Annotated in this window: 9 protein-coding genes; all 9 read right to left on the reverse strand. The window is 37.6% G+C overall.

Annotated elements, in window-relative coordinates; all coding sequences use genetic code 11:
* Positions 1-118: 118 nt before the first annotated feature.
* The 9 genes from BN6559_RS04170 to BN6559_RS04210 all read right to left on the reverse strand — a co-directional run bounded on the left by BN6559_RS04170 (position 119) and on the right by BN6559_RS04210 (position 13,882).
* A complete protein-coding gene (locus BN6559_RS04170; RefSeq protein ID WP_110953570.1) occupies positions 119-760 on the reverse strand; it encodes a glucosaminidase domain-containing protein in 642 nt (213 codons plus the stop codon).
* A 167-nt stretch (positions 761-927) separates the two neighbouring features.
* A complete protein-coding gene (locus BN6559_RS04175; protein ID WP_110953571.1) occupies positions 928-2,226 on the reverse strand; it encodes an NCS2 family permease in 1,299 nt (432 codons plus the stop codon).
* Positions 2,227-2,449: 223 nt separating this feature from the next.
* Entirely contained in the window at positions 2,450-3,460 is a 1,011-nt protein-coding gene (locus BN6559_RS04180) for a DUF4392 domain-containing protein (RefSeq protein ID WP_110953572.1), read from the reverse strand.
* 252 nt (positions 3,461-3,712) lie between these two features.
* Positions 3,713-4,747, reverse strand: a complete 1,035-nt coding sequence (locus BN6559_RS04185; RefSeq protein WP_110953573.1) for a glycoside hydrolase family 18 protein — start codon at positions 4,745-4,747, stop codon at positions 3,713-3,715.
* A gap of 21 nt (positions 4,748-4,768) precedes the next feature.
* Entirely contained in the window at positions 4,769-6,643 is a 1,875-nt protein-coding gene (locus BN6559_RS04190) for a polysaccharide deacetylase family protein (RefSeq protein WP_110953574.1), read from the reverse strand.
* 3 nt (positions 6,644-6,646) lie between these two features.
* Positions 6,647-8,488 (reverse strand): glycosyltransferase family 2 protein, encoded by a 1,842-nt coding sequence (locus BN6559_RS04195; RefSeq protein WP_110953575.1) that lies wholly within the window; start codon positions 8,486-8,488, stop codon positions 6,647-6,649.
* Positions 8,489-8,624: 136 nt separating this feature from the next.
* A complete protein-coding gene (locus BN6559_RS04200; RefSeq protein WP_199883732.1) occupies positions 8,625-11,252 on the reverse strand; it encodes a polysaccharide deacetylase family protein in 2,628 nt (875 codons plus the stop codon).
* Positions 11,253-11,270: 18 nt separating this feature from the next.
* A complete protein-coding gene (locus tag BN6559_RS04205) occupies positions 11,271-12,596 on the reverse strand; it encodes a nucleotide sugar dehydrogenase (protein ID WP_110953576.1) in 1,326 nt (441 codons plus the stop codon).
* A 26-nt stretch (positions 12,597-12,622) separates the two neighbouring features.
* Positions 12,623-13,882 (reverse strand): porin family protein, encoded by a 1,260-nt coding sequence (locus BN6559_RS04210; RefSeq protein WP_199883733.1) that lies wholly within the window; start codon positions 13,880-13,882, stop codon positions 12,623-12,625.
* Between the last annotated feature and the right edge of the window lie 68 nt (positions 13,883-13,950).

Raw genomic sequence — 13,950 nt, forward strand, 5'->3', positions numbered from 1 at the left:
AACACTTTCTCTTATGATCTTAATAAAAACAAAAATTCATGACGAATGCGCCATGAACCTTTGACTACTTACTCGTATACAAAAACAACAACGTTTTATCATACCAGGCACAATTCCCCTATTGAAGTAAGATCTCACGATGGATTTTCAAGATTTTTTCTCCATAATCTCTGCCCGGTATTGCCCATACGCCATTTAGGTCTGTCCAATTTTTTGCTTTGCCAAAATTCTTCGTTGTCGTAACCAGACGATATCTTGGATCAACGATATTTGTCTTCGGTGGAATCTTGCTGGAATAGGCGAGAATATGCTGGATGTGCGCCCGCACACCTACTTGTGAGTTTGGAAACCAGGCACCTTTAGCAGAAGCACCAACCGAACCTAAACCACAATAATTATTCTGCTGTGCTACCACCAAACCGCCATAACGAAAATAGCCAGTCTCATGCAAAGCTTGCGCAAAAGCAACATCTGGTTTTATACCTTCTCTTTGTGCTTCTTCATAATAAAAATCCACTAATTTTTCCGGAGAAACCATAATTGCAGGTTTGGGATTATGCCTTAGCAAATATTTCACACATTGTTCTTTTGTCGCTGTAGCCTTACCCATAATTGCAATATTCGAACTCTTTTTCTGTAAAAAATCTTCTCTATCATTCCATTTAAACGGAGCTGCCGAAACATGCTGATAACTTACTCCAATGACCATTGTAAAAATAACGATCCATATAACACTCATTCTTTTAAAGGAAAAATGCATACTAAACCTCCTAAGACAAATCTATGTAAAAACACAATTACTTTAATCATACCATTAAAGCCTTATAGTTTCTACATAAAAATAACGAATCCATCAATCGCAATCATTGACAGATCCGTTATTTTTTTTATATTCATGTAAAACGAAGCTGAACCATCACCGTTTCATTAATGACTCAAAAATCCTATTTGGATAATAAATAAAATTTGAAACACATACATGATCGGATGAATTTCTTTGCCTTTACCTCGCAACAGTTTCAATAAAGGATAAAAAATGAAACCAATTCCAATCCCTGTCGCAATACTATAGCTAATCGGCATAAGGAACACGACTAAAAAAGCCGGGAAAGCTTCTTCCATATTAGACCAATCAATTTGACGAAGACCATTCATCATTAAAAATCCAACAATAATAAGCGACGGTGCTGTTACAGCAGCGACTCCAGCTAGCATTTGAGCAATTGGTGCACAAAATAAAGTAAGCGCAAATAAAATTGCAACAACAACGGCAGTAAAGCCGGTACGTCCGCCAGCGGCAACACCAGCACCCGATTCTACATAGGCAGAAGTAGGACTTGTCCCTAAGCAAGCACCAAATGTACTGCCCACAGCATCTGCTAATAATGCGCTTTTCACTTGTGGAAACTTACCATTTTTAATTAAACCGGCTTGTTCACCAATCCCCAGCATCGTTCCCGTAGTATCAAATAATGTAACAATAAAAAACGTAAAGATAATTGCATATAAATTACTATCAAACACACCTGCTATATCCATTTGCATTGCCGTATGTTCTAACCCGCTCGGCATTGCAAATAAACGGTCAGGAACGACAACCAAACCTTGAAAATAGGCAATGGCTGCTGTACAAAGCATACCAATAAACAACGCACCTTTTACATTATAAACCATCAACAGCAAACTAATGACTAAACCAATCACCGTAAGCAGTGTCATCGGTTCTGATAAATTTCCAAAAGTAACTAAAGTTGCTGGTGAATCTACAATAAGTTTTGAATTTTGCAATCCGATAAACGTAATAAACAAACCAATCCCTGCGGTAATGCCTTGTTTTAAACTCATAGGAATCGCATCAATTAAAACATAACGAAACTTTGTAAAAGACAGAAGCAAAAAGATAACAGACGAAACAAATACCGCGCCCAAAGCAGTCTGCCATGGTACACCGGCAGCAATAACGACAGCAAACGCAAAATATGCATTCAATCCCATACCGGGTGCTATTGCAATTGGACAATTAGCAAAAACTCCCATGATTAAAGTTGCAACCATACTCGCAATAATCGTTGCAATGAAGACCCCATTAAAATCCATACCTGTTTTGCTAAGCACTGCTGGATTTACAATCACAATATAAACCATTGTAACAAAAGTGGTAACCCCTGCTAGCACCTCTGTAGAAAGATTCGTCCCTCTTTCCTTAAATTTAAACCATTCGTTCAATTTTAGTCCTCCCTAAATTCAATAGTAGAAACAAAAAAGTTCATAACTCATGAGTCATGAACCCTATAAAGTAAAAGAAACACTTCACTTAGCTATTTTACCACATTTCCTAAATATGAACAGCAAAATTTGTTATATTTTTAATAAAATATTTCTTAATTTTACATTTATTTTATCAGCATCTTTCATCCCTGATGAAACAATCATGCTCTTTAGTCAACCATTAAATTTGCGCTACTTGCCGCATCAGCGTAACCATGGCTACATGTGATTCCGCAGGACAACCATCGACACTCGTACCTAAGCATCCATACATACCATCATGAAAACCAGCCTGTGCTGAAGCTTCCAGAATACGCATTTCTTCCACCGGAGTCTGCAATGCTGTTCCTTGCCCGCTCATTACCGCAAGCATTGCCGCAATTGCATAAGCACCCCAATTTGAAATAGAAGATGTCAATAATAAATCTACCTTCGTTGCAGCGGCAATTCCTAAACCGCAGGAGCACTGACATTTACAACCATTTGGTACTTTCTTTTCAACAATGTCTTTAATATTTCCCATGCCAAGTTCATTTCCACCATCACCAATAGCCACAGTAAAAATGCCTTTTTCTCTCGCATATTGAAACATATAATCCATAAACGCCTGCTCAGCTCCGGTATTTGCACCCAGCATGTTATGAATAACCCCTTTTTCATTCATACCACCACGTTCAATAGAAATACACAATTTCGGTTCATATTTTTCTAATGCTTCCTTACCGAAATTTTTTCCAGCTTCATGTCCTCTTGGGAAACCAATCACCGACAATGTTCTGAGGCGATTTAACTTAATCGCATATTCTAAGTGCTCTACCGGCACACACTCAAATCCCGAAGCACACGCTACTTTCTTTATAGATTTCACTAAACATTCATCGACCATAATAATCGGACACGCTTTACAAGCTACACTCAACGCTCTTGCTAAAGCAACCGCGCCCGCAGGACCATCAGATTCACCACGATCCGGCGAAACGAGCGGCTGATCAATCCAGCCTGTTACAATCAGCACTTTATCCATAGGATTGACTTTCTCCAAGCAGGCCTTTGCCACAGTATAGCTAAGCGGATTTTCTGTTAACGCTCGCGCCGCACGATATAAGTGATGAATGATTCCCCTTGATGCCATATCTGTACACATTAAATTATCTATGGATTCTGCTACTTTTATCAACGTATCATTCGACATATTTCTCTCCTCCTAAACTTACAATTAAAAACAATGAATACAATACACATACCTCTAAAAATGCAAAAAGCACTTATCAATATAAAAATTGATAAGCGCTCCATTGAGCTTATAATATAATTGTATTATAACATACAACAAAAATATTACAATATAAAATTTATTCTTCATTAAAAATATAATTTTCTATTCATAATTTGTTTAAATATATAAACAAACATTGTTCTATGGTCATTGATTACTTAAAATTTCTCACTTAATTTTATGCACTGCTATATTTCCGCCAAGTCTCCAAATACTACTTTGATAAATTCCTTTATCTTTCGCAATTGAAACCCAATAATTTAATGTCTTATAATCCGCATACCAAACGTCATAGTGCACATCTTGATCTTGATAGGAGAAAACCATACATTGACTGTCCTTATCCCGCTTAGGCTTCGCCCTATATTTTTCAGCGAGCGCTACTGCCTCAGCCTCAGTCAAAAACTTTTTTTCTCCGTTGCTGCCCCATTTACATCCGCCCGTAGAAAAAGCAACAGCTTTTTTATCTGGCAAAACAGCCATTTTATCAATGGTTTTTTCAATAAACTTTCTATCCGCCTTCGGCCCAGGTCCACTATGCACTCCGTAAAGATTATACAGCATAACCACGTACTCTGGTCCCTCTATAAATTTATCCTCGGAAAAAATGACTCCAGGCTCCAACACCAGACGCACTTTCATATTATGCTGCAAAGCCTTTTCATAAAGTTTCGAAAAGAACCGTAGAAAATTTTTCTCTAATGCTTCGTCTCTCCATACTCTTTCATAATCCATCTCAATTCCATCATATCCACCTTGCAACGCTAATGCAATGATATCGTCAACATGCTGCTCCATCGATTCTTCCGTGGAAAAAATACGTTTCAACACATCTATATCTTTAAAAATAACAGAACCATCTTCATTTTCTTTATCATTTACAAACGTAAGATATGTTTCATAATGATCGTTTTCCGTCTTCATCGCACTGATTTTTTCAGCAAATTCCGCTGGAATAAAAAGTTGATCCTGTGCGTTAAAATACGCACCAAAAAAAGAAACTTTCTCTACTTTATCTTCTATTTTCTTAAGTTCTTTCTCTCCCATATCAAAATCCCAGGACGTGATCCATGCTGACAAATTTGTTTTTTTCCTTGCATGTGCATTTACATCGCTCTCACTATAAACGTAGCAACCAAATAGCACAATCAATGTACATGTTACCGCAACCGTTTTTAAGCCCAAACAAATTACTTTTTTCACCGATTTACTCCTTTCTCATCTTTACAGGTATTGAATAAACCAGTTTATGATAACTTCCCAAAACTTCTTGGCATTAAATACAAAGCCTTCAAAACCATGCAATGTCATATCAAAAAGAATGTTTTCTTTTGCTCCGTCTTCTGCACGATTCTCTGTAATAATAAGCTTTTCAAAAATCCCATCATAAACATCATCCGCTAAATTTCTTTGACTCCATCCGTAGCCGCCCCATGCCGATGCGAGATAAACTGAACCGGCTGCGGTAACAGATACGTCCAAATCCTCTACAACATTTTGATCATTGATAGTCACACTAATTTGGTTATTTCTAACAGCGATGCTTACTTTGCGATCACCTTTTTCATGTACACTAATTTGCGGTACATAAACCTCTGCACCATCCTGCAATGTTGGAACTTTTTCTAAATTTTTATTTTTCAGCTGCTCCGTATAAATTTTGCCTTCTTCCACAGAGTCTGCATAACGTATCCGTGCTTCCAACTCACGTACTTGTGCTGCTTTTTCATCCTCTGCAATTGAAAGTTTGGGCTTTCCATCATGAACGTCCAAATCAAGTTTAAACAATTCGATTTCATTTCCTTCATTCTGTTCTGTTACATATAAAACATTATTTACGATACTGACAGCCAAGAATCTTTGCAGATTTTCACTTGCTCTAACGTATACTTTTTGCAATCCAAATTTATTGCCTTTCATTTGTACTGAAAGTTTTAGATCACGATACGCATCGCTATTTTTCAATCGCAACAAACCACGTTCCTTAGGAATTGAGGTTAATATCACACTTTCGTCCCTAAACTCCGAAGCGCCTTCTATCGTATCCCAGTTTTTTTGTTTTTTCTCATCGCCCTGTACAAAGGCTAAATCTTTATTTATATCATATCGAATCCGCATCAATAGATGATTCACAGACCAATACGCCTGCGGCTGCATTCTCGTTAAGTCATATATACTACTATTCAATTGATTAAAGCTAAACCCTTCACGATTAAAATTCATCTGAAATAATTCGCGTATCCATTTTTCATTTACCGCGCTTACCTTTTCATGATTACCAAACTTACCTGTGTTAGAATGCATCAAAATGTACATAGGTGGTACGTAACCAATAGAACTTTGGTAATGATCACGTAATGCTTCATAATCATAACTGATACGATCTTTCATTCTTTGATAGCTTTCCTTCGGGATACCATCAGCATCACGAATATAATCCATCAAATAATGATTGTATCTGCGGCCTAAATAAGGTGATACCATCGCATATTGCAATGGATCAAGCTCACCTAGATAATGATGGTAACGATCAAAAACATTGATAAATGACAATCGATAACCATTCGTTCCCATTTGCCAATACGTGGTATTCTCTAAATCGATCAATTCTTCCGGAACTAAAAATTTCGGATCTTTCTTCTCAAACTTTTCTGGATAGGTTAAAATCGTCGCTTTAAAATTCAAATCTTCTAAAAGTTTTTGTGAGAAAATCGCCGTATCTCGGCGTCCATCTTCAAAGATCAAAAACAATGATTTCTCTGGCAACTTTTTTTTATTCTGATAATACGCAATGATATCTTCCTGCGTAACTGTCACATACCCTAAATCCTTCAATGCTTTCAAATGTTCTTGCAAACGGTTCACACCAATTAACTGCTGACTTCCAACTCTTTCAACACCAAAATAGGATAATGCGATAAATCCTGTATCCTCTTCGCCCTCTGCTATAACCGAATCGCTCTTTGCATAAGGGCGATAATGTTGGAATGTAAACAAAGCCTGCACTGATACAACAATTAAAATGATCAGCATTCCACACTGCAAAATTGTACGTATCTTTTTTCTTCTATCTTTTCGGGCTGTATAATCTTTTTCCATTCTCTACGCCCTCTTCTGCTTTCTTTCATTTTGCTTTGCTAGTTCAGCTAAATCACTTGGTGTCATACGCGTTCCCCAAGTCGATTTCCAGAAAGTAAACCAAGCAACCGGCATTTGCCACAACAAAACTGCTTCATAATACAAACAAAACCAAAATCCAAAAATCCATGTAGAACTCTTTCTAAGAAATAACTGCGCCATACTCATCAACATCGCCATAAAAAATATCCCTAGAATAAACGTTGTAGGAAAGACTCGATGCATCAACGGTACATAAATTAAATTATACAACACAATAATTGGTGCCGCGATTGGCACAATGAGTCCCATATAAAAAGACAACGACATAAACGGCTCTTTCTTCCACATAAAACTCGCTGCAATTAAAGATTCTCTAAGCCATGACCGCTTCCAGCGCATTTGCTGTTTTAAAAACAGCTTATATTGATTTGGCACAATTGTATAACATAGCGCACTATCCTGATATCCAGTCCGATGATGCCGCAAGATAAAATTCGTCATACTGCGATCATCACCAAAGGTTGCCCGCTGACCTAAAAATTTCTGATTTAACCATGCATCTAAATAGGTTAGTACTAAATCTTTCCTATAACAAGAAAGCGGACCTGATAAACATGTAACCGCATCAAAATATCCTTCTGCGGCTTTCATAATTCGAAACGCAATAAAATACCGAACCGCCTGCATCTTTGTCAATACATTTGTATAAGTATTGGCAACATCGGTTCTGCCGGAAACTCCCCCCATCTTCTTATCTTTAAACGGCTGCACAATATTTAAAATAGCAAACGGATCTAAAAAACTGTCTGAATCTACAAATACAATGAGATCATGTTTTGCCATGAGTGCCCCTCTTGCCAAGGCTTCACGTTTTCCTTTATTCACCTTTTGCACAATATAGTTTAATCTATGCGCAACCTCATACCGTTCCTCTTTAGACTTGATTTCCTCTATCACTTCTCTGATCTTTTCCACAGACCGATCATTGGAACAATCATCTACCACCAAAACCTCCAATTGATCGATTGGATACGCTTGATTTAAGCAACTTAGAATCGTCCTTCTGATCCATTTTTCTTCGTTGAAACAAGGAATAATAATCGTAACACCCGGTGTAAAATTTTTATCGATGGGCGTAGTTCGATAAAATGAACCAAATAAATACCGCGTCAATAAAAATGTTGCTGCAATAATACTATAAAAATACAGATATTGATTAAATTTAAAATAAATAACACTCTCCGCCCGCATTAAAACAATAAAAAATGTAATAAAGAACAAACACGCCGAAGAAATCGCCAAAACATAGCGATTTCTTTTTCTTACTGCATATTCTGCTAAACTCTCCTCAAATTCCAGACCACAGAAAACTTCACCCCCAGAAGGCTTTACCAGACGAATGTACTTTGCGCCAATATCGACTTTCATTTCATAGCCTTCGGGCATTGTCCCAGGAACAATTTCAAACTTTAGCCGAATTTTCGCAGCCTCTTGCAGTTCCTGTGCAAAATCAACTGGTATTTCAATCAAGATTCCAGTTGCAGACAAATCAACCCCTTTACCGTGGCATGTTTTTCTCTCCTGCTGCTTTGTCTCATACGTAATGATAATGTCGTATGAGACAACATAACGCTGCCCTGCTTTCTCTCGCTCCATATAAGAAAAAAAATCATCGGTTGCCTGCTGCACTTTTGTACTGCGCCGATCTATAACCGTTCGTAACCCCGTCTTATCAGGAACTTTAGAAAGCAAACGTCGATCTGGTTTTAAAACAAGCAGGATATCCTCTTTCTCCTGTCCTTCATTTTGATTTAAATTCGTCATAACAAACTGTACATTGTGTTTATCTCCTCTTTACCGATAACACAAATCCCCCTTTTCGTTAGTTACTTACTCTATTACCCCTCTACCGCTTAGTCCCGCAAACCAACTTTATTTTTGCCCACCCTAGCAATCCAACTCAATTGACTTTATGCCGTGCCTGCGTATAATCATCTTTTATATAATCGGCCAATCTGCCTACTTTAAACTTTGTCGGATCTCCGTCGGCTTTTGCTTCGTTTGCTGTTAGTATCAAATCCAAGGCATGCGCTGTATACTTGGCATAATCACTCATATGCATCACAAGAACTGCTCCTTTTTTCACGTGCCCATTTTGATCATAAATGCCATCTTGTATTGAGTCGACTAAATCACTGAGATTCTCTGCTGCATAATCTTCTGTACTTCTAGAACCAGAAACAATATACGTATACCCTGTATCAAAGAGCGTCTCAAAGCCCATTTTACTAACTGCTAAAGTAGGTGGACGGAAATATCTCGTTAAAGCATATTTACCATTTACCTCAACATCACCAACAACAGAAGCCAATCTTTGATAAGACGTTGTAAGATCCTCACGATATTCCTCCCGTGTTTGAGGCTGCACCTGTTTGCCCGTCTTTTTATCGCGTACCACCATCGCTTTATGCAAATTGCTATGACTGCCGATTTCATGTCCCTCCATAGCAATTGCACGTAAAAGGTTCGTATTATTTAAAACATTATGCGTAATGACAAAGAAATTTCCTGGAACTTCATGCTTGCGCAATACATACAACAACTTATTCACTGCTGCATCCGTTCCCCAATCATCAAACGTAAAGAAAATCACATTCTCATCTGTACGTATGGTTCCACTCAAATCAAGTCTTCGCATTTCACGTTGTGAAAAACCAAGCATACGATCATCAGCATCAACTTCCGGTGAACCAATATATCGCTTCGCTATTTCTTCCTTAAAATTCTCCTCATTTATATGCACTTCATGATTTTCCGGCCGTAGTTCCAACGGAACACGTTCCAAATCCACTGGATATGCATACAGCATTTTTTTATTTGCAAGTACACTGCCTACAGAAGCAATTTTATAAGTTGAGTCATTCTGTAAATTATAGGCTGGATCATCATCCAATGCAGTATATGCAATATTATCAATCTTACGAACTTTGATCATGTCTAACATATCGCCAATCAAAGCATCCTTTGTATAATAATCCATCCGAAAATGAACAATCTGTCCACGCGATAAAGAATAGACCGACTTTCCAAAAATCTCTGCCATCACTTGATCTGCGGACTGCGCATCCTTATGCTTACTTTGTACAACATTTACAGATTGACCAATCAATTGACAATCAAGCGCAGCAACAGCTTCCTTAGTTTCATCACGAACCACACCCCAAGGCTGTTTAACTAAATTAGTCTCAACACCAAAACGATCTTTTAACATTTTACGAGCACTTGAAATCTCATTTACAATCTGCGTAAAATCAGCATTATCTTTAGGACGAACAGCAATCCCAATTTCATGCCCACGAGCAATAATCTTTTGCACAACCTCTGGATATTGCTGCATTTCACGCTCCAAGATAAAAAAGGTAGCCTTAATCTGCTTTTTATCAAGTCTTTCAAGCACATCTTCAACAACATTTTCTTTCGCCAAACCACCAAAAGTATAGATAATTGCTTGTTCTGTCGTTGGAATAATTTTCATTTCTTCTGCAAAATTTCCATCGTTTTTCAAACGCAGATTTTCAATTGTATCGTTAGACGCTGCATATGCAGTTTGTATACTGAATAAAGAAACTACCTGCGTTTTAATCTCGTGCATTAGATGTACCCATGCAGTTTTTTTTGCGGAAGGAACATACTGTACTTTAGGGAAATCCTCCACCAAAGTAACCTCATATTTCTGCACTTGCAATGCGATCAAAAATCGCTCTATTTCATCTGTTATCTCTTCATCTTTCAGATTCATTTGAGGATTTGGATCTTTTACACTTGGTTGTTTATCCACAGCTGCTGTATCACTTGATTTCTCGGCTTCGTACGTGTACACATCAACAGGAGTGCCCAGTTGCACTGACACAATACTGCCAGGTTTTAATGTATGCAAAAAAGCATTTGCTTCTTCTAAAGAATGAAGCTGATTTTTCGGCAAAAACACACCGTTTTTTACAACGCTTTCGATCCCACAAGCTTTTGCTGTCTGCAATAAAATTGGTGTATAAACTGTTTTACTTGCCTTCAACAACGTTGGCATCTGATCGGTTGTAACCTTGATTACTTTTTGTGTACGAGAAAAATCTATCAGCATTTGTTCCTGCGTCAATTTCTCTACTTGACTCAAACCAATCCAAGTATAATTGCCAATTCTATGCCCAGCATTTTCGATCGCAGTGATCACCTTAGGATGATCAGCAACATTGATCCCCTCAACAAAAAATGTTGCTTGCACTTTATACTTTCTCAGCAAATCAAGAATTTTCTCCATTGTCTTCTCATCTGCCATTCCATCAAATGTAAGCGCAATTTGTCTTTTACCATTCACTTGATTTGTAATAACCGACGCCGCTTCTGGATCTGTTTTTAAAAAGCCTCGCGCTTTTTCAATTTCAGATGTAATAGGATATATCGTATTAAAATCACTCATCTGACTATATTCTTCAACAGTTTTTGCTGTCATTTTGTCTTTGAAGAAAAAAATAGAAAAAAAACTTACAATAAAAAGAAGTCCAAATAGCAGCCATAAATTTTTGTGCCGCACAGACTCACCTCCTCAAGTTTATAAACTCCAATATACATATCCTTTTTCTCGCCAAATATTCGAAGGAAAAATACTTTTTACATCAATCAAAATCTTACTGTTCTCTTCAGAATCATCGCTTCCAAACCAACTCTCCAAGGTATCTGCATGCAATTCTTGAAACGCCTTATGACCAACTAAAAAAACAAGACAATCTGCATCGGCTATTTCTTTCATGTCAACGATAGAAATTCCAAGTTTCCTTTTTAGTTCTTTCTGATCTACCACAGGATCCACTACATTTACTTGAATTCCATATTCACTAAGTTGCGTACAAACTTCTACTGCTTTTGAGTTTCGTACATCTGGACAATCTTCTTTAAATGTAATTCCCATAATATAAATCTTGGCTTTACTTACGTTCTTATTTGCCTGAATCAATTTCTTAATAATAACCTGTGCAATAAAACTTCCCATGCCGTCATTTATTTTCCGACCCGCTGCAATGATCTGAGAATGATATCCCAGCATTTCTGCTTGATAGATGAAATAGTAGGGATCGACACCAATACAATGTCCGCCTACCAAACCTGGGTAAAAGCCCAAAGCATTCCACTTCGTATTCATTGCCTGAATCACTTCATTCGTTTCAATTCCCATACGATCAAACACCATTGCCAATTCATTCATAAAAGCAATATTAATATCCCGCTGCGCATTTTCTACTAATTTTGCAGCTTCTGCAACTTTAATATTTGGTGCTCGATAAACACCTGCCTCAATAATTAATTCATAAACTGCCGAAATATCTTCTAAAGATTCCTCATCCATTCCAGAAACAATCTTCACAATACCTTCCACTCTATGCAGCTTATCGCCAGGATTAATTCGTTCCGGTGAATATCCGACTTTAAAATCAACGCCACAGACAAGTCCCGATTCTGCTTCTAAAATAGGTACACAGATATCCTCTGTAACACCAGGATACACAGTAGATTCAAAAACAACAATTGTGTCTTGCACCAGCTGCTTTCCAATAACGCTGCAAGCGTTTTTTAATGGCAACAAATCAGGCGTTTTATCTCCATTAATCGGCGTTGGTACCGCCACAATAATAAACCGTGCTTCCTGTAATTTACTAGCATCGCTTGTAAACTCCAACAAACTCTTCATCAAACGTTCATTTCCAACTTCCTGCGTTGGATCTTGCCCCTTTTGATAAATTGTAATTTTATCTTCATTGATATCAAAACCAACCGTTTTTATCTTTTCAGCAAAAGCAACTGCCAAAGGCAATCCAACATAACCTAACCCAACCACTGCCAAATAAGCCTGACGTGCTTTTATTTTTTGAAACACCTTCATTTTTATTTCACCTAATCTCTACTCATTTAAAAATAATACGTAACCTGCGTCCATACTGTTTGCCCCTTTTCACCTGTCACTTTGTCTTCCAAATCATAATATTCTAATCCAGCAACAAGATTTTCATAAACCGTATATTCCACGCCTGCACCATACCCTTTAAAGCCTTGCATTCGGTTGCCAAGACCTGTCATCGTATGCGCAACATAGGTAAGTGCAGGTTGGTCATAATACTTTGCATAAAGACTATAAGTTCCTGGCCGCCATGTATTTAACTTTCCATGGCCAACCGTCAACACATAACCATCCTCATTCTTACTATTTTGATTTCCATTCAAATACATTGCACCAACCGTAAAATTCTCAAAATCATAATTCCCCGCAACAGTCCAAATATTACGTCTTTCTCCATTGCTCATCTCAAAACCATATATACCACTTTCCAATTGATAGTCATAATCTTGGTAATTAGCTGTCAAGGTATAGACTTCATCTGCTTCGTCAATTTTTCCATAACTGGCTTTATATTTTACTTGATCCCCAAACTGCCCTTGTATGCCCTGAAACGTACTATCATAAATATTGCCCTCTGCCATTGCATAACCAAATGAACCAGCAGTTACATCAGTTATACCGCTTCTCCCTCTTGCATACCAACGCTCCATCACAGGTTTCCCATTTGCCGAAGAATTCCCGACAAGCGCTTTATTACTCTCCAACATACTATACAAATGCCAATTATGATCAAAGTTATAGTCAAAATTTACTCTAGTTCGTAGCTTACTATCATCATCAAACCTAGCACCTTTAGCCCCATCTTGAAATGCATAATTATATCGAATCTCGCCAGTTATCGTAAGAGGTTTCTTAGCTTGCCTTCTTTTCCCCGCCCTTAAATCTCTTTTTATCTTTTCTTCAGAAAAATACCCTAATTTCTTTAATTCCGGGGTAAATTCAACCTTTAATTTTTCCAACGTCGTTTCTCGTTCAAGTTTTGACTGGGTGTCCTCCGACTCTCCTTCTATTGTTGCAGTCAATCCTTCCACTGATTTTTCCGCATCACGTTCCATATCACTAATTGCTTTTGCCACCAATCTAGCCATCTCATCACGCGTATATAAATCAGTTCCATGAACAGGTACGTGTAAATATCCTTTTGCTATTAAATCATTGATCTTCTCATATGCCCACATAGGAACTTCTTCAGAAGTTTCTTCTGCAAAAGCAACTCCTGTCACATTTAAGGCCACAATCAATGCAAAATATACGATTATTTTTTGCTTCACCCGCATCAGCTCCTCTCCATAAATAAATTAATTTATATATTCCATCTGGCATTTCAACTATTTTTTCC

The sequence above is a fragment of the Massilibacillus massiliensis genome, assembly GCF_900086705.1.
Taxonomy (GTDB): Bacteria; Bacillota; Negativicutes; order FLKF01; family FLKF01; genus Massilibacillus; species Massilibacillus massiliensis.

What these genes read in the sequence shown, in the direction of transcription:
- BN6559_RS04170 (WP_110953570.1), bottom strand. Translation starts at nt 760, where the DNA reads ATGCATTTTTCCTTTAAAAGAATGAGTGTTATATGGATCGTTATTTTT.
- BN6559_RS04180 (WP_110953572.1), bottom strand. Translation starts at nt 3,460, where the DNA reads ATGTCGAATGATACGTTGATAAAAGTAGCAGAATCCATAGATAATTTA.
- BN6559_RS04190 (WP_110953574.1), bottom strand. Translation starts at nt 6,643, where the DNA reads ATGGAAAAAGATTATACAGCCCGAAAAGATAGAAGAAAAAAGATACGT.
- BN6559_RS04195 (WP_110953575.1), bottom strand. Translation starts at nt 8,488, where the DNA reads ATGACGAATTTAAATCAAAATGAAGGACAGGAGAAAGAGGATATCCTG.
- BN6559_RS04205 (WP_110953576.1), bottom strand. Translation starts at nt 12,596, where the DNA reads ATGAAGGTGTTTCAAAAAATAAAAGCACGTCAGGCTTATTTGGCAGTG.